This window comes from Streptomyces sp. NPDC008317 (assembly GCF_042955955.1).
Taxonomy (GTDB): Bacteria; Actinomycetota; Actinomycetes; order Streptomycetales; family Streptomycetaceae; genus Actinacidiphila.
In genome coordinates, this window is record NZ_JBIBFQ010000001.1 from 271,939 (window position 1) to 288,215 (window position 16,277).

Below are 16,277 nucleotides of genomic sequence, written 5' to 3' on the forward strand. Positions count from 1 at the left end.
GACCGTTCCGCGACCGGCGGACAGGGGACGTCCTCCGGCGGCCGATGACCCCGCGCCGCTCCGGACGGCAGCGTGGTCCCGTGATCGAAGTCAGCCATCTCACCAAGCGCTACGGCCGGACCACCGCCGTCAACGACCTGTCCTTCACCGTCCGCCCCGGCCACGTCACCGGCTTCCTCGGCCCCAACGGCTCGGGCAAGAGCACCACTTTGCGGATGCTCGTCGGCCTGCACGCCCCCACTGGCGGCACCGCGACCATCAACGGCCACGACTTCCGGACCCGCCGCCGGGGCCTGCGCCACGTCGGCGCGCTGCTCGACGCGGGCGACGCGCACGGCGGGCGCACCGCGTACGACCATCTCCGCTTCCTGGCCCGCAGCAACGCCGTTCCGCGCGGCCGGATCGACACCGTCCTGCGCGAGGTCGGTCTCGGCGACGCCGCCGGCCGGCGCATCGGCGGTTTCTCGCTCGGCATGCGGCAACGGCTCGGCATCGCGGGCGCGTTGCTCGGCGATCCGCCGGTGCTGCTCTTCGACGAGCCGCTGAACGGGCTCGACCCCGAGGGCGTGCTCTTCGTCCGGGCGCTGTTCAGACGGCTGGCCGCCGAGGGGCGCACCGTCTTCGTCAGCAGCCACCTCATGACGGAGATGGAGCACACCGCCGACCGGCTCGTCGTCCTCGGCCGGGGTCGACTCCTCGCCGACGAGAGCGTTTCCGCCTTCGCCGCGCGCGGCGCGCGGCAGCGCGGACAGGTCGTCGAGGTCCGCGCCGACGACCCCGCGGGGCTGGTGACCGCGCTCACGCGAGCGGGCGCCCGGGTGACGCAGGCGCCGGACGGCCTGCTCACGGTGACGGCTGCCGAAGGCTCCGGGATGGACGCCGTGAGGATCGCGGGGATCGCCGTGGAGAGCGGCATCCTCATCCACCAACTGACGACACGGAACGGCTCGTTGGAGCAGGCGTTCATGGAACTGACAGGTACGAGCGTGGAGTACGCGGCGGAGTCGGGAGAGCGGTCATGAGTACGGAATCCGGCCTTCTCGAACCCGCGCCCCGCTTCTGGGACTTGCTGGCGGCGGAGTGGATCAAACTGTGGTCGCTGCGGTCCATCCCGTGGTTCGTGCTGCTCAGCGCCCTGGCCGCGGTCGGCGTGAACGCCAACGCCGCGCGCGCCGCCCGCGCGCACTGGCACTCAGGGCCGCCCCCGTTCACCGCGCACGGCGCCCTGCAAGAGGCGTTCAGCCGTCCCGCCGCCGCCTGGGTCCTGCTGGCCATGGGCGCGGTGGGCGCCATCGCGATCCTCAGCGAACAGACCACCGGCCTGCTCCGTACGACGTTCTGCGCCGTCCCCGCCCGCCGGGAGGTCATGACCGCCAAGGTCCTGGTCGTGACGGCGGTCGCCGCCGTCTTCGGCGTCCTCACCGTCGCCGCCTCCGTCTGGTGCGACGCGGCCATTTTGTACGGCCGTTACACCGGCGTCCCCCTCACCGACCCCGTCGCCCTCCGCATCACCGCCGCCTCCGCCGTGCTCGCCCCGCTCGGCGCCCTCATCGGCCTCGGGCTCGGCGCCGTCATCCGCCACAGCGTCGCCACCATGGTCACGCTGTTCCTTCTCGCCTTCATCCTCCCCGTCTCCATCACCGACCGCACCCACCTCAGCGCCACTCTCACCCACGCGCTCCCCTTCAACGCCTGGTACCGCCTCACCCTCCCCATCGCCATCCTCCACGCCCCCTACCCCTCCACCATCCCCGGCGCCTGGCTCACCTTCGCCGCCTGGGCCGCCGCCCCCGCCCTCCTCGTCCTCCTGACGGTCCCCCGCCGCGACCAATAACGCCGCCCCGGCGGGGGCTGCGCTTCGCCTTGACCTCGCCGTCGGGGGGCGGCGGGCCCGGGCGGGGGGCGCGCCGGGGTGGAGGGGGCCGGGACGGCGGGCGCGCCGGGGCGGCGGGGGGGCCGGGGCGCCGGGCGCGCCGGGGCGGCGGGGCGAGGTCGGCGACGGTGGGCCGTCGCGGCGGCGTCCGGGGGGCATCTCCGCGTGCGGGGGGGGCAGGGCGCTGGTGCGCCGGGACCTGGAAGCGGCCGGGGGGTCATCCCCGCGTGCGCGGGGAGCGGCAGGACGCGCCCCGGCCGCTGGTCCGCGTGCGGGGGGCATCCCCGCGTGCGCGGGGGGCAGCCCGTAACCGAAGAGGCCGAGCACGACGACCGAGGGTCATCCCCCTTGAGCGCGGGGGCAGGGGCCTACTGCCCCACCGTTCCCCGGCCGCCAGGGGTCATCCCCGCGTGCGCGGGGGCAGCATGCGCCCGGGTGTGGACGCGGGTGCCGAGGTTCGGGTCATCCCCGCCTGCGCGGGGGCAGGGTCTCGTGGGGCCGGAGACGTGGCGCCGCCTGGGGTCATCCCCGCGTGGGGGGGCAGGTAGATGCTCAGCGCCAGCGAGCCGTCCTGCCGGGGTCATCCCCACGTGCGCGGGCGAGGGGAGCGCTTGTACCGGGCGCGGTCGCCGAACTGGACGGGGTCATCCCCGCGTGGGCGGGGGGCGGTTCCTGTTCAACGCGGCCACGACCGCCCCGCAGGGTTCATCCCCGCGTGCGCGGGGGCAGCCCTCATCTGGGAGGCGATATCCGCCTGGGTCGGGGTCATGCCCGCGTGCGCGGGGGGGCGGGCCAGTTCGGCGCTCTCGGCCTGCGTCGCGGCCGGGTCATCCCCGCGTGCGCGGTGGCGTGGGGGTTTGTCGGCGGGTGGGGGCGGAGTTCATCAGGTGGCGGGGGTCGGGCAAATGCGGCGACCCGGCGCGCGTGGAGACGGTCCGCGTACAGCGGAGAGCTGAGGCGAGTGACCCGCCCCTACGGCGTGGGCGGGGAGCGGCTGAGGTCGTCACGAGGTTCGTGGAGCGGGCCGGGGCCCTGGTCGACGCGCGCCTCGGCAGCCGCCGTCCCGGCTGACGCGGGGTCACGACGCGCGGTGCCGTCGCCGCGCGATACGCGATGGCGCGGCCGTCAGTAGATGACGGCGACCGCTCACAAGGCGCGCCGCATGCAGACCAGTTGCTCCCGCTCGTCCCACGAGTCGGTGACGGTGAAGCCGAGCCGTTCGTACAGCGCGATGGCCCCGGTCCGCCACTTCCACACCGAGAGCCGGACCGTATCCGCGCCGTTCTCCGCCGCCTGCGCGAACGCCGCGCCGAGCAGGGCGGACGCGACGCCCCGGCCACGGAACTCGGCTTCGGTCCAGAGCCTCTTGACCTCGGAGTGCCCGTGGTCCGGACGCGTCACCACCACGCAGCCCACGGCGGCGTCCCCCACGAGCGCCACCAGCACGACATCGTCGGCGAACGCGCTCCGAGGGTCGGTGATCTCCGCCCGGTACCGATCCGGCAGCCCGTCCACCCCCGCGACCGGCTCCCCCTTCTCGGCCTCGGTCCGCAGGTGGTAGGCCGCCAGCAGCCCGGCCAGCCCGGCCAGCCCGTCCCCGGCCGAAGGTGCCTGGTCCGGCCACCGGACGACGGCGACCTCAGGTTGATCACTCATGCCGCCAGCATCACACGGGGCGCCCTTTCGTCCGCACCCACCCCGTATCGACCGTCAGCGGCCTCGACGCACGCAGTCGAGCCTCCGACGTGCCCCGCTCCCCTCCGCGACCGCAGCTCCCGCCGTACGCCCCGCACCGCCCGGTCGGAGAAACGGGAGGCCCTACGCCCCCTCCAGCGTCGGTGAGTCCCGACGAGCGGTCATCCCCGCAGGCGCGGGGACCGCCCCTGGGTAACGGTGTGGTGGACGACCACGCCGGGATCATCCCCACGCGGGCGGGGAGCGGAAGATCGCCGCATCGAAGCCGAAGCGGCCGATGGGGTCATCCCCGCGTGTGCGGGGAGCGGCAGGACGCGCCCCGGCCGCTGGCCCGCGTGCGGGGGTCATCCCCGCGTACGCGGGGAAATGGCTTGCTGACGTGCGGAGTTGCCGGGCGCAGAGCCCGGGTTGAACCAGGTGCAAAGGGTCGGGCAGAGGCGGCGAACCGCGTCGCGACGAGGCCGCCCGCGTACAGGGTAGGGCCGAGGATGCGGTGGGGACTCAGCGGGCGGGGCCCGGCACCGCAGAGTCGCCCCACGGCGCAGGCGCAGGCGCAGACGCAGGGGCCGGGACGAGGGCCCAGACGACCTTGCCGGGGGCGCCGACGCGCGGGGCGACACCCCAGCGGCCATGGGTGACGGCGTCCACGAGGAGGAGCCCGCGCCCGCGTTCGGCGGCAAGATCAGGGGTGGGGGCGTCGAGGAGGACGGGTAAGGAACCGCCGGCGGCGTCGTGGACTTCGAGGAGCAGGCCGTCGGCGAGCCGATGGGCGCTGACGCCGAACTGCTTGCCGGGAACGTGCCCGTGGCGCTGGGCGTTGGCGGCGAGTTCGGCGAGGACGAGGCAGGCGGCCTCGGCCACGTCGCGTTCGGCCCGCCACGCGGCAAGGGTTCGCATCAGCGAGTGACGGGCGCGCCGTACTCCCAACGCCGTTGGGGGCCACAGCTCTTGTGGATCGGTGTACGGCTGCGGGGGCGGCGGCGCGCCACCGCCCTTCGCCTCTACGGCAACTCCCGACATAGCGCCTTACCGTCTCTCCGTGCGTGATCGAATTCTCACTTTCCGTACACAAGCGTGAGGCGGGAGCCATACGATCGCCAGGGGTCGGCCGTTGACCCCGCGAACAGCAAGGGGTACGGGCCCGGGTACGTGGCCGCCGCCGCGAAACCCGCAGGCGGAGCTGCCAATCGGCGCTGGCCACAGGCTCGTTGCCCACGACGGAGGCAAGGCGAAAGGAACGGGCGCTCGGATGATCGACGGAGCCGAGGACGAACTCAGCCCACGCGCGATGCTCGCGGCCGAACTCACCAGACAGCGGGAGCGCGCCGGTTGGACGCTGGCCGAACTCGCCGATCGTTCCAAGTACGACCCGTCGTATCTCCAACGGCTGGAGAAGGGCGTCCGGCTCGGCTCCCTCGACGCCATCGACGCGCTCGACCGGCTGTACGGAACCGGTGACCTGCTCAGCAAGTTGTGGCGTGCCGCCAAGCGCGAGGCGGGGCAGAGCCGGTTCCAGGGCTTTGTGGACTTGGAGGCGGAGGCGACGAGCATCCAGGAGTTCGCCGTCAGCACGGTTCCCGGACTCCTACAGACCCCTGGATACGCCGAGGCGCTGCTGCGCACGCGCGGGCCGAAGAGCGAAGAGTTGCTGACGCAACAGGTCACCGCCCGCATCGCCCGGCAGGACCGTCTCATCGATGCGAAGCCACTGAACTACCGGGGCTTGCTTGACGAGTCGGTCCTTCGAAGGCCACCCCGTGACGCGGGCGTGTGGACCGAGCAGTTGGAGCGTCTGGTGTCGGCCGCCGAACAGCCGAACATCGTTCTGCAAGTGGTGCCGTTCTCCGTCGGACTGCACAACCTCCTGACCAGTCCGCTTCAGCTTCTCTGGCTCCCCAGCGGGCGGACGGTCGCCTACGTGGAGAGCAGTTGGACCGGCCACCTCGTAGAGGAAACGGAGGAGGTGGACCACCTGCGCTTGTCCTACGATCGACTTCGGGACTCCGCGCTGTCGCCCACCGAGTCCTTGGACATACTCCGATCCGCACTGGAGGACCACTAGTCATGCAGAGCACCGGACTGAATCTGAGCGCCGCCAAGTGGCGCAAGTCGTCCTACAGCGGCGGCGCGGAGCCGGACAGTTGCATTGAGGTCGCCGACAACTTCCCCGGCACCGTCCCCGTACGCGACTCCAAAGACCCCCACGGCCCCGCCCTCACCTTCTCCCCCGACGCCTGGTCCGCCTTCATCGACGCCGTGAAGTCCGGCCAACTCCCCACCGTCTGAACGTCCGAGGACCAGTGATCATGCCAAGCACCGGACCGAACCTGAGCGCCGCCGAGTGGCGCAAGTCGTCCTACAGCGGCGGGGCGGACCCGGACAGTTGCGTCGAGGTCGCCGACAACTTCCCCGGCACCGTCCCCGTACGCGACAGCAAAGACCCCCACGGCCCCGCCCTCACCTTCCCCACCGCCTCCTGGTCCGCCTTCATCGACGCCGTGAAGTCCGGCCAACTCCCCACCGCCTAGCGGTCCGCCCCGGCGCGGGGTCGGGGCGGGGCCGGGGCGTCAGAGGACGGCGAGGCGGTCGACCAGCAGCTCGGTTCTGCGTTCGGTGTCCCCCGGCGGGAGCCGCCCGGCACGGGTCAGGGTGGCGAGTCCGTGCAGGGACGCCCAGAACAGCTCGGTGAACAGCCCCGGGTGGACGCCGTCCCCGGCCACCTCGCCAAGGGTCTCCAGCAGAGCGGCGAAGGCGTCCTTCAGGGGCTCCGGCGTGTCCTCGTGCGCGAAGGCGAGGCCGCCGTCGAGGTTGAACATGGCGTCGTAGACCGCCGGGTTGCGTTCGGCGAAGTCCAGGTAGGTGCGGGCGAGGGTGGTGACCCGGGCGCGCGGGTCGTCCACGGCGGAGGTCGCGGCCCGTATCGCCACGGCCATCTCGGCGGCGCCCTGGAGGGCGACGGCGCCGATGATCTCGCGCTTCCCCCGGAAGTGGCTGTAGAGGACGGGCTGGCTGTACTCGATGCGCTCGGCGAGGCGGCGCGTGGTGACCGCGTCCCAGCCCTGGCGCTCGGCGAGTTCGCGGGCCGTGGCCACGATGAGGCGTTCGCGGCCCGCCCGTTCGCGCTCCTTGCGTTCCTGTACCGACATGACTCGATTCTAGCACCGCTAGACAATCGAGCGGTAGCAGGTCTAGCGTTGAACCAACGGCTAGCAACGCTAGATCCTGATCTCCGGGAGGGTCACCATGCTCAACGCACTTGAGGTCATCACCACCGTGGTCGTCGGCGTGATGGTGGGGGTGGAGTTCTCCGTCGCCTTCGTCATGAACCCGATCTTCAACGCGCTCCCCGACGACAGCGGCCAGCTCGCCCGCGCCCACGGGGGTCGCATGCTCGGCGCCGTGATGCCGTTCTGGTACATCGGCTCGCTCGTCCTCGCCGCCGTCTGGGCCGTCGCCGGACGGCACCACGACGGTGTCGGCCTCGTCATCACCGGTGCCGCGCTGCTGATCGTCAGCGTGATCATGTCGATCCTGCTGCTCGTCCCCATCAACAACCAGAGCAAGACCTGGACCCCCGAGAATCGGCCCGCCGACTGGAAGCAGCAGATGAATCGCTGGGACCGCTTTCACTACGTCCGCGTCGCCGTCATCATCGCCGCCTTCGCCTTCCTGGCCGCCGCCCTCCTCTGACCGGGCCGCCCCGCCCCCGCCCGGGCGCATGCGCGCGCCGTGTCGGCGGTCAGCGGCGAGGGGACCAGGACGGGGTGGAGCCGCCTTCGGGGACGGGCGAGGGCGGCGGGAGGCGGCGGGTGATGCGGTCGAAGAGGTCGGTGAGGGGCTCGCCGATGTCGCGGCCGAAGTCGGTGAGGCCGTAGGTGACTTGGGGAGGAGTCGTCGGCTCGACCGCCCGCCAGATCAGGCCGTCCTGGACCAGGGCGCGCAAGGTCTGCGCCAGCATCTTCTCGCTGATGCCCCGGATGCTGTCGCGCAGCTCGTAGAACCGGAGGTCGTTGGTCCGCAAGGAGATCAGCACCCAGATGCCCCACCGGCTGGTCACGTGGTCGACCATGTCGCGCGCGGGGCAGTCGGTGTGAAACACCTCATACCGAGGGTCCGCCGCGACCGGCTTCAGCTGCACGCCTTCCTCCATGCCCGGAGCTTACCTCGGGGTATGTCCTTACGGAAAGTAAGCCCGGCTCCTAGCGTCAATCCCCGTAGCCACAACGGATAACGCAGCAGGAACGAGGAGCCGAACATGATCGTGGTGACCGGTGCGACCGGAAACGTGGGCCGGCCTTTGACGCAGGCGCTGGCCGAGGCGGGCGAGCAGGTGACGGCGGTGTCGCGGCGACCCCCGACCGGCTCGGTGCAACTGCCGCACGGCGTAAGCCACTTGTCGGCCGACCTGGCCGAACCGGCGAGCCTGAAAGCGGCGTTGGACGGAGCGAAGGCGCTGTTCCTGCTCCTGTCCGGCGACTTGCACGCCCCCGAAGCCAGGCCCGCCGACCTCATCGCCCTCGCCGCGGCCCACGGCGTACGCCGGGTCGTCCTGCTGTCCTCGCAGGGCGTGTCGACCAGGCCGCTCGACCCGTCGCGGGTCGCGATGCGCGCGGTGGAGGACGCGTTGCGCGGCTCCGGCCTGGACTGGGCGATCGTACGACCGGGCGGCTTCGCGTCCAACGCCCTGGCCTGGGCGGAGTCCGTGCGTACGGAGCGGACGGTCGCCGCGCCCTTCGGCGACGTGGGGGTTCCGGTCGTCGACCCGGCCGACATCGCCGAGGTCGCGGCGGCCTGCCTCCTGGACGACCCGCACAGCGGCGGGGTGTACGAGCTGACCGGGCCCGAGGTCATCACTCCACGTCAGCAGGCCGCTGCCATCGCCGCCGCGCTCGACTCGCCCGTACGGTTCCACGAACTCACCCGCGACGAGGCCCGGTTGGCGATGACCCGCTTCGTACCGGCCGAACTCGCCGACGACACCCTCGACATCCTCTCCGCCCCGCGTCCGGCCGAGTTGGCCATCAGCCCGGACGTCCAGCGCGTCCTCGGCCGCGCCCCGCGCCCCTTCCGCGACTGGGTCACCCGTAACATCGCCGCCTTCCGCTGAGGCGCCGAGTCCCGGTCAGCCCGGCCTGACCTCCCAACTCGGGTTCTGGAGGCGGGTGTTGTGGACGGTGATGTCGGCGTGGTCGGCGGGGTGGGCCGTGGCGGCGTAGAGCCGCTGGGCGGGGAGGTAGCGGTCGCGCCAGGACCGTTCGATCTCGGCGGCGGCCGTCAGCGCCGCGTCCCGGCTCCGGGCGGCGGCCGTCAGTGCCGCGTCTCGGCTCCGGGCCCGGTCCACCGTCTGCTCGAAGGGGACGGACACGAGGACGCGCAGGTCCCACCGGTCGAGGAGTTCGGGGCGCAGGAGGAAGACGCCGTCGAAGAGGAGTACGGCGTCCGCCGGGGCGGTCGCGGCCGGTGGCGACAGCGCGGTGTCGGTCTGCGCGTCGTAGGCCGTCGTTCGGAACCTCCGGTCTCCGCCAGGTCCCAGCGGGTCGAGCAGGAACCGGCACAGCGCGGCGCGGTCGTGGGCGTCGAAGTAGCAGCCTTCGGCGGTGTACCGGCCGCGCCGGTAGCGCTGTGCGCGCGGGACGAGGAAGTCGTCCACCGTCGCCCGGATGACCTCGCGGCCCCGCGTCCGCAGCACGACGGCGAGTTCGTCGGCCAGGGTCGTCTTCCCCGCGGCCGGCGGCCCGTCGACCGCGACCCGCACCGGGTGCCTTGTCGTGACTGCCCCAGCCGTGACCGCCCCGGCCACCCCGGCCACCCCGGCTGCCCCGGCCGTGACCGCCCCGGCCACCCCGGCTGCCCCGGCCGTGACCGCCCCGGCCGCCCCGACCGCCTCCGCCAGCCGATCGATGAGCTCCTGACGGGTGCCCTGCTCCATCGCCGCCCCTCCCCACGTGAGGGGCGGGCGGATGCCGTCCCCGGTCAGCCTCCCGCCGAGGCCGCGGCAACGCAGAACTCATTGCCCTCGGGGTCGGCCATCACCACATGGTGCCCCTCGAACTCCTCCAGGACGACCCCGCCCGCCTTCACCAGCCGCTCGGACTCCGCCTCGATCCGTGCCCACCGCTCGTCGGGGCTGCCGTGTCCCGGCACCCGGACGTCGATGTGGAGCCGGTTCTTGGCGGTCTTCGGCTCGGGGACCTTGAGGATGCAGAACCGGGGGCCGACGCCGTCGGGATCGCAGAGCCACGCGCCGTCGTCCGCGGAGTCGTCCTCCGGAAGGTCGAACTGCGCCAGCCACTCCTCACGGGTCGTGAAGGGAGCGGGCGGCGGCTCGTCCACATACCCCAGGGCCGTCTTCCAGAACGTGGCGAGGAGTTTCGCGTCCGCGCAATCAAGGGTCAGATCGATTCTTGCTGCCATGACAGGACCGTAACGCGCACCTCGGACAATCGCGGCCGACGCGGACGAGGGCCGACCGCGACTACCTCGACTTCCGGGGAGGGGGTCTTCCCCGCATTACGCGGGGGCGGCGGAGGGGCTGACCTGGGGGATTGTCGGCGGGTGGGGGTGGGTTCGGCAAGGTCGCGGGGGCGGGCGAATGGGGCGGGTGGCCGCCTGGTGGGGGACGGTGCCGACGGGCCGTGGGGGCGTATACGGGGTGGTCGGTAGGGTGGCCGGCTGTGGAGGACATGGTGGGGGTCCCGGCGGGACGGGTGACGGTGTCGGACCGGCGGACGCAGAAGAGCTGGCAGGTCGAGGTCGCGGGGTTCGAGATGGCGGCGGTGCCGGTGACGCAGGAGGCGTACGCGGAGGTCACCGGCCGGAGGCCGAGCAGTGTGGAGGGCGGGCGGCTGCCGGTGGAGGGGGTTTCGTGGTGGGACGCGGCGGAGTTCTGCGACGCCCTGTCGCGACGGGAGGGGCTGACGCCCGCGTACGCGTTGGACCGTGAGGCCGAGCGGGCGGAGTGGGACGAGACGGCGGACGGTTACCGGCTGCCGACCGAGGCCGAGTGGGAGTACGCCTGCCGGGCGGGGACGACGGGGCCGAGGTACGGGCAGCTCGACGCCGTCGCCTGGCACCAGGGGAACTCGGACGGGCGTACGCACCCCGTCGGCGGCAAGGAGCCCAACGCCTTCGGCCTGTACGACATGTTGGGCAACGTGTGGAACTGGTGCTGGGACGTCTACGACGCCGAGGTGTACGGGACCTACCGGGTGCTGCGCGGCGGCGGCTGGGCCGACGAGCACTGGAGCTGCCGCGCGTCCGTGCGGCGCCGCAGCCATCCGACGTTCGGAATCGACGACGTGGGGTTCCGCGTCGCACGTTCTACGCTGCCGCCGTCGCCGCCCCGGCCGTAAGGACCGTAAGGGTCGCAGGACGATCGACCTCCACGGTCGCCCACGTCCGGACACGCATCGCCGTTCCCCCAACGCACGGCCTTGGGGCCGGGGTCATCCCCGCACGCGCGGGGAGCAGATGCCCTCGGGGCTGGCCTGCGTGCCGTACGCGGGGTCATCCCCTTGCGCGGGGAGCAGCAGTGCAGGTCACCGCCGACGACGTCGACACCGGGGTCATCCCCGCTTGCGCGGGGAGCAGGCTCGCTGACGTGCGGGGTTATCAGGGGGCAGGGGCCGATTGAACCAACTGTCGAGGATCGGGCGAATAGGGCAAGCGGCTCCTGAAGGCGGGCCGCACGGCCCCGAGCACAGGATATGGCCGCGGCAGGCGGCCGCAGGGGCCAAGGCTGGACCGAGCGTCAAGACGTTGGTGCGGGCGACTCACGGGGGCTGGGCCCAAACAATCAGCGTGGGGTGAACCGCAGTTCGTTCCGCCGCACCGAGGCGGCGGGGGCGCCCGGAGTTCCGTCGGACGTCATCCGGCGCGCTGGCCGAAGGTGACGCCGGGGCTGAGGCTCAGGGCCAGGACAGTGTCGAGTGCGGTCTCCAGCGGAAGGCTGTCCCGCTGGATCTGGGCGAGCAGGAGTGCGCCCTGCAAGGCGCAGAGGAGGGTGACGGCCAGGTCGTCCGGATCGATGCCGGGCCGGAGGCGCCCGGCGGCGTGCAGGGCGGCCAGCCCTTGGCCGATGACGGTGGACCAGCGGCCGAACCCGACCGAGACCCGAGCGCGGGCCCGCGCGTCGCTCTCGGCGAGCTGACCGCCGAGGGACCCGAGCGGGCAGCCGCCCCGGCCGTCGAGGCGTCCGGCCTCGGCGACGACGAGGTCGCGCCAGGCGCGCAGCCCCTCGACCGTGTCGAGCCCCGCCTGCTCGGTGGTGGTGACGATGGCGTCGGCCTGGCGGTCGATCACCGCCTGCACGAGCGCTTCCTTGTCGGCGAAGTAGTGGTAGAGCTGCGAGCCGCTGACCTGGGCCGCGGCCTTGACGTCTTCGAGGGTGGCGCCCGCGACGCCGCGTTCGTGAACGAGTTCGGCGGCGGCGTCGACGATACGGGCCCGGGTCCGCAGCCCCTTGGGCGTCAGCTTGGCCGTCGGGCGCGTATCGGTAGCCATGACGCCACGCTAACACCGTTTTGGACTTGAGAACCCATTTTTTGGACGCGAGAGTGGAATCTGCGACCCAGAAATCACTGGGCCCATCGCAGCACGAATCGCAGCACGCAAGGGGCGCTCTCATGAACGACATCGCAACCCCGGTCGCCGACCGGGCCGCCGAGGTCCAGGCGCAGGCCGCCGGGCGGCTGCCCGCCGAGGTCGGAACCGCCTTCGAGAACGAGAGGCGGCGGCTGATGGCGGCCGGTGTCCCGGACGGCGTCGCCGGTCCGGGCACCGCCATGCCCGACGGCGACCTTCTGGACGCGACCGGTCGGCCGACGAGCCTTTCGGCCGTACGGGCGGGGCGCCCGGCCGTCGTCGTCTTCTACCGGGGCGTCTGGTGCCCGTACTGCAACCTGACCTTGCGCACCTACCAGGAGGCCCTGGTCGACCAACTCCGAGCGCGGGGCGTCGCCCTGATCGCGCTCAGCCCGCAGAAGCCGGACGGCTCGCTGACGATGACCGAGAAGCTCGGCCTGTCGTACGCCGTACTGTCGGACCCGGGGAACCAGATCGCCGCGCAGCTCGGCATCGTCTTCACCCTCGCCGACAGCGCGCAGGACGCCCAGGCGTCCCTCGGCGTCCGCCTCACCGACGTCAACGCCGACGGGTCCGCCGCTCTCCCGCTCGCCACGACCGTCCTCGTCGGCGCCGACGGCTCCATCCGCTGGATCGACGTCCACCCCGATTACACGACGCGGTCGGAACCCGCCGAGATCCTTGCCGCCGTCGCGGCCCTCGAATAGCCCTCGGCGGAGCCGCGCCCTGAGCAAACACGTCATCCCCGCACGCGCGGGGGGCCGCCATGCGCGGGGCACAGCGCCAAGTAGCCCCCGGGGCCATCCCCGCACGCCGCGGGGTGCACGACGCCCTGGAGAAGACCGTCACCAAGCACATGGGCTCATCCCCGCACGCGCGGGGGGGGGCAGTTCGGTGACGGCATCGGCGAACTGCTGGGACCGGGGGTCATCCCCGCACGCGCGGGGGGGCAGATGCTGTGGCCCGCGTAGCTGGCACGGGCTGGGGGGTCATCCCCGCACGCGCGGGGGGCGGTCTCGCTGACGTGCATGTTCAGCAGTGGGGGGAGGCGGATGGAACCAACCATCAAGGATCGGGCAAACGGGGCGAATCGCCGCGCGGTGGGAGTGCGTGCCGGGGCTGGGTACAGGGTACGGCGGGGTGGCGCCGCGTGTGGGGGGACGGGAGAGGCCGGGCGGGGGGCCCGGCCTCTCTTGGCGGGGGTCAGGACAGGAAGGTCTCGCAACGGCCGCCGACGTTGGTGTTGTTGCCGGTGCCGGGGTGGGCGGTGTCGAGGCCGGGGCCGCAGTCGAAGGTGTCGTTGCCGGTGGTGGACCGGACGGTGTCGGAACCGCCGCCCGCCGAGACGACGTTGTTGCCGCCGCCCGCGTCGATACGGTCGTCGCCCCCACCCGTCGTGATCTGGTCGTTGCCGCTGCCCGCGAGGACCACATTGGCGCCGTCGCCCGTGGAGACGACGTTGTTGCCGCCGCCCGCGTCGGTGTACGAAGGGCCGGTGCCCGGCAGGGAGATGCGGTCGTTGCCCGCGCCGGTCAGGACGCAGTCGCTTCCGCCGCCGCCGTCGACGGTGTCGTTGCCGCCGCGGCCGAGGATGAGGTCGTTGCCGGGGGTGCCGGTGAGGCGGTCGTTGCCGGGGGTGCCGAGGATGACGTCCTGGATGTCGACGCCGGTGCAGGGGCCGAAGGTGACGGAGCCGGCGTGGCGGATGCCGGTGAGGCCGGTGGGGGTCTCGGTGTAGGTGAGGGAGGCGCCGCGGGCGACGGTCGCGGGGACCGGGGCGAGGACGGCGGGCTCGCCGTCGACCGTACGCACGGTGGTCGTGCGGCCGGAGCCGGTGATCTCGTAGGAGCCGCGCCCGAGGGAGAGCGTGGCCGCGCCGCCGGTCAACTGGACCTGGGCGGGGGCGGATCCAGGGCCGACGTACACCAGCACGCCCGCGGGGTCGCGGGCGTCGGAGACCAGGACCGTACGGCCGCCGGTGGCGACGACACGGCCGGAGGTGGTGCCGCCGAGGGCCACGTCGGAGAAGCCGTTCAGGGGCAGGAAGGCGCCGCCCGCCGCGCAGGCGATCGTGCCGCCGCGCAACGCGTGCCCGCCGTCGTCGCTGTCGTCGGACCAGAAGACCGGCTTGCGGCCGTCGACGCACTCGGAGCGCGGGGCGAAGGCGAAGCCCTCGTTGTTGAGGTTGGGCATCGCGGCCGGGCGCTCGTAGAGGCCGGTGGCGGCGAAGTCACCGTTGGCGCCCACGGCGAAGGTCGCCGTACGGCCGTTGCAGGTGTCGTCGCACACGGCCCACAACTGGTCGGCCTCGGCGTCGAACTGGAGCTCCATGACGCTCGGGAAGCCGCTGGCGAAAGCGGCGACGCGGGTGAAGCCGCTGCCGGACTGGTCGAGGGCGTACGCGTAGACGCTGCCGTTGCCTTCGAGGCCGACGAAGAAGAGGCCGTCACCGTGGTCGGGGTAGGCGGCCGGGGAGTACGCGGCGCCCGTGTGCTGGTCGCGGAAGCCGTGCGAGGTCAGGTAGCTGTCGGGCACCCAAGTGATGCCCTCAAGGCCGCTGTTGGCGCCGACCGGCGGCAGGTCCGCGGTCAGATTCCACTCGCGGGTGGCGCGCAGCGCGCCGGACCCCGTGCCGGGCGGGTCGAAGCGCAGCACCTCGGGACGGCTCACGCCGCTGACCGCGTTGTCGCGCTCGGTCGAGACGAAGACGCCGCCGGAAGGGCCCGCGCCCGTCAGGGCGACCCCCTCGGCGTCGGGGTCACCGGTCCCGTCCGGGTAGCGCAGCGCCTTGCCCGCGCTCCACCCGTCGGCGGTGTCCGGCGCCCACTTGGCGCCGTCCCACTCCAGCCGGTACAGCGTGGAGGGGCCGTTCCTGACCGCCCACAGCACACCGGGAGTCGGCCCGCCTGAGCCCTCGTACGCCAGGCCGCTCAGGTTCGTACCGAAGACGTTCGCGTCGTCGACCGTGGTCACCGAGGAGCCGCCCGGCCACGGGGAGGCCGCGACCTGACCGGCGCACGCGTTGGCCGCGCCCTTCGTGGAGGCGGCCGTCGTCGCGAAGTCGCCCGTGCCGTCGGGGCAACGCCCGTACGTGGTCGCCGCGTGGGCGGTCCAGGAGTACGCGTCGATCAGCGTCGTGCCGTCCGGCAGGAAGAGGCGGGCGGAGTCGGCGCCGCCGAGACCGAAGGCCGACTCGACGTCGAGGGCGAGGAAACCGCCCGGCGCGACCGACGTACCGGCGGGGACCGTGAAGACGTGGGAGTCGTCGTTGTCCTTGACGAGCCAGCCCGATATGTCCACGGACACGGGACTTGTGTTGGTCAACTCGACCCAGTCGCCGGGCGTTCCGCCATTGGACTCGACCTCATTGATTCTCACGGCCGACGAGGGCGCTCCGCAGTCGTTCGCGGCGCCCTTGGAGGAGGCGGTCGTGGTGACGAAAGCGCCGGTGCCGTCGGGGCAACGGCCGTATGTGGTCGCCGCGTGGGCGGTCCAGGAGTACGCGTCCACCAAGGTCACGCCGTCGGGCAGGAAAAGCCGCGCGGAATCCGCGCTTCCCAGCCCGAAGACGGGGTCGACGTCGAGCGCGAGAAAACCGCCGGGCGCGATCGACGTACCGGCGGCAATCGTGAACACATGGGAGTCGTCATTGTCCTTGACGAGCCAACCCGACACATCAACAGCAATCGCACCCGAATTGACCAACTCGACCCAGTCGCCCGGCGTTCCGCCATTGGACTCGACCTCATTGATTTTCACGGCGGAAGGCGCCGCGTCGGCCGTCGGCGAAACAGTCGGTGAAACGGTCGGCGAACCGGCCGGCGAAACCGCCGAGGCGGCGGACGAGGACGCGAGGAAAAAGGGAATCGCGGTCAGGAACGCGACGCCCAGAGTGATTGACGCACGCCATCTCTTATGCAAGGTTTGCAAGGCTGTGGGTCCCTCTTCGGTCGGCACGGCGGGAAATGAGCAGGGGTCCCGCGAAGCCTCCGGCAGCCCGGCGAATGGCGGGCGAACCGCGGGCGAACGCCAGGTGAGCCTTCGGTTCCCCACCGAGCATCACGATCTTGAAACAATTCTGGTCAGACATCAGAAGGCTCAATAGTCTCCGGGTGCACGGCAGTTA

Annotated in this window: 18 protein-coding genes; 10 read left to right on the forward strand and 8 right to left on the reverse strand. The window is 72.4% G+C overall.

Annotation, left to right across the window (positions count from 1 at the left end):
- Positions 1 to 80 precede the first annotated feature (80 nt).
- Both ACFY9V_RS01015 and ACFY9V_RS01020 read left to right on the forward strand, forming a co-directional pair.
- Entirely contained in the window at positions 81 to 1,022 is a 942-nt protein-coding gene (locus ACFY9V_RS01015; protein WP_391158486.1) for an ATP-binding cassette domain-containing protein, read from the forward strand.
- Entirely contained in the window at positions 1,019 to 1,834 is an 816-nt protein-coding gene (locus tag ACFY9V_RS01020) for an ABC transporter permease (protein WP_391041743.1), read from the forward strand. Before ACFY9V_RS01015 ends, ACFY9V_RS01020 begins: the two co-directional genes overlap by 4 nt.
- Positions 1,835 to 3,019: 1,185 nt before the next feature.
- Here the strand turns inward: ACFY9V_RS01020 and ACFY9V_RS01025 are convergent.
- Positions 3,020 to 3,529, reverse strand: coding sequence for a GNAT family N-acetyltransferase (locus ACFY9V_RS01025; RefSeq protein WP_391158488.1), 510 nt, complete (start codon positions 3,527 to 3,529; stop codon positions 3,020 to 3,022).
- Positions 3,530 to 4,069: 540 nt separating this feature from the next.
- Positions 4,070 to 4,588, reverse strand: a complete 519-nt coding sequence (locus tag ACFY9V_RS01030; RefSeq protein ID WP_391158490.1) for an ATP-binding protein — start codon at positions 4,586 to 4,588, stop codon at positions 4,070 to 4,072.
- A 229-nt stretch (positions 4,589 to 4,817) separates the two neighbouring features.
- Here ACFY9V_RS01030 and ACFY9V_RS01035 point away from each other — a divergent pair, with 229 nt between their 5' ends.
- The 3 genes from ACFY9V_RS01035 to ACFY9V_RS01045 are packed head-to-tail and all read left to right on the forward strand — an operon-like array spanning position 4,818 to position 6,096.
- A complete protein-coding gene (locus ACFY9V_RS01035) occupies positions 4,818 to 5,630 on the forward strand; it encodes a helix-turn-helix transcriptional regulator (RefSeq protein ID WP_355339879.1) in 813 nt (270 codons plus the stop codon).
- Between the two features lie 2 nt (positions 5,631 to 5,632).
- Positions 5,633 to 5,854: a DUF397 domain-containing protein gene (locus ACFY9V_RS01040; RefSeq protein ID WP_391158492.1), complete on the forward strand. Its 222-nt coding sequence runs from the start codon at positions 5,633 to 5,635 to the stop codon at positions 5,852 to 5,854.
- A gap of 20 nt (positions 5,855 to 5,874) precedes the next feature.
- The gene (locus ACFY9V_RS01045; protein ID WP_391158493.1) at positions 5,875 to 6,096 is read left to right on the forward strand and encodes a DUF397 domain-containing protein; all 222 of its coding nucleotides are present in this window, start codon (positions 5,875 to 5,877) and stop codon (positions 6,094 to 6,096) included.
- Between the two features lie 39 nt (positions 6,097 to 6,135).
- On the opposite strand, the gene ACFY9V_RS01050 is transcribed toward ACFY9V_RS01045, so the two are convergent.
- On the reverse strand, positions 6,136 to 6,714 hold the full coding sequence (locus ACFY9V_RS01050; RefSeq protein WP_391041751.1) for a WHG domain-containing protein: 579 nt from the start codon (positions 6,712 to 6,714) through the stop codon (positions 6,136 to 6,138).
- Between the two features lie 97 nt (positions 6,715 to 6,811).
- On the opposite strand from ACFY9V_RS01050, the gene ACFY9V_RS01055 reads away from it, so the two are divergent.
- On the forward strand, positions 6,812 to 7,258 hold the full coding sequence (locus ACFY9V_RS01055) for a DUF1772 domain-containing protein (RefSeq protein ID WP_355339867.1): 447 nt from the start codon (positions 6,812 to 6,814) through the stop codon (positions 7,256 to 7,258).
- Positions 7,259 to 7,307: 49 nt separating this feature from the next.
- On the opposite strand, the gene ACFY9V_RS01060 is transcribed toward ACFY9V_RS01055, so the two are convergent.
- A complete protein-coding gene (locus ACFY9V_RS01060; protein WP_391158496.1) occupies positions 7,308 to 7,718 on the reverse strand; it encodes a winged helix-turn-helix transcriptional regulator in 411 nt (136 codons plus the stop codon).
- A 105-nt stretch (positions 7,719 to 7,823) separates the two neighbouring features.
- Between ACFY9V_RS01060 and ACFY9V_RS01065 the strand changes: the two genes are divergently transcribed.
- The gene (locus tag ACFY9V_RS01065; RefSeq protein WP_391158499.1) at positions 7,824 to 8,675 is read left to right on the forward strand and encodes an NAD(P)H-binding protein; all 852 of its coding nucleotides are present in this window, start codon (positions 7,824 to 7,826) and stop codon (positions 8,673 to 8,675) included.
- Between the two features lie 15 nt (positions 8,676 to 8,690).
- Here the strand turns inward: ACFY9V_RS01065 and ACFY9V_RS01070 are convergent, their stop codons facing one another.
- A complete protein-coding gene (locus tag ACFY9V_RS01070; protein ID WP_391158500.1) occupies positions 8,691 to 9,497 on the reverse strand; it encodes a cytidylate kinase family protein in 807 nt (268 codons plus the stop codon).
- A 44-nt stretch (positions 9,498 to 9,541) separates the two neighbouring features.
- Complete coding sequence (locus tag ACFY9V_RS01075) at positions 9,542 to 9,982, reverse strand: VOC family protein (RefSeq protein ID WP_391041758.1); 441 nt, start codon at positions 9,980 to 9,982, stop codon at positions 9,542 to 9,544.
- Positions 9,983 to 10,251: 269 nt separating this feature from the next.
- Between ACFY9V_RS01075 and ACFY9V_RS01080 the strand changes: the two genes are divergently transcribed.
- The gene (locus ACFY9V_RS01080) at positions 10,252 to 10,920 is read left to right on the forward strand and encodes an SUMF1/EgtB/PvdO family nonheme iron enzyme (protein ID WP_391159535.1); all 669 of its coding nucleotides are present in this window, start codon (positions 10,252 to 10,254) and stop codon (positions 10,918 to 10,920) included.
- Between the two features lie 514 nt (positions 10,921 to 11,434).
- On the opposite strand, the gene ACFY9V_RS01085 is transcribed toward ACFY9V_RS01080, so the two are convergent.
- A complete protein-coding gene (locus tag ACFY9V_RS01085) occupies positions 11,435 to 12,070 on the reverse strand; it encodes a TetR/AcrR family transcriptional regulator (RefSeq protein WP_355339855.1) in 636 nt (211 codons plus the stop codon).
- 122 nt (positions 12,071 to 12,192) lie between these two features.
- Between ACFY9V_RS01085 and ACFY9V_RS01090 the strand changes: the two genes are divergently transcribed.
- The gene (locus tag ACFY9V_RS01090) at positions 12,193 to 12,858 is read left to right on the forward strand and encodes a redoxin domain-containing protein (protein WP_391158503.1); all 666 of its coding nucleotides are present in this window, start codon (positions 12,193 to 12,195) and stop codon (positions 12,856 to 12,858) included.
- A 496-nt stretch (positions 12,859 to 13,354) separates the two neighbouring features.
- Here the strand turns inward: ACFY9V_RS01090 and ACFY9V_RS01095 are convergent, their stop codons facing one another.
- Complete coding sequence (locus tag ACFY9V_RS01095) at positions 13,355 to 15,910, reverse strand: lamin tail domain-containing protein (RefSeq protein ID WP_391158507.1); 2,556 nt, start codon at positions 15,908 to 15,910, stop codon at positions 13,355 to 13,357.
- Between ACFY9V_RS01095 and ACFY9V_RS01100 the strand changes: the two genes are divergently transcribed.
- Complete coding sequence (locus ACFY9V_RS01100; RefSeq protein ID WP_391159593.1) at positions 15,849 to 16,256, forward strand: hypothetical protein; 408 nt, start codon at positions 15,849 to 15,851, stop codon at positions 16,254 to 16,256. The two genes, ACFY9V_RS01095 and ACFY9V_RS01100, sit on opposite strands and share 62 nt — an antisense overlap.
- The last annotated feature ends 21 nt before the right edge of the window (positions 16,257 to 16,277 follow it).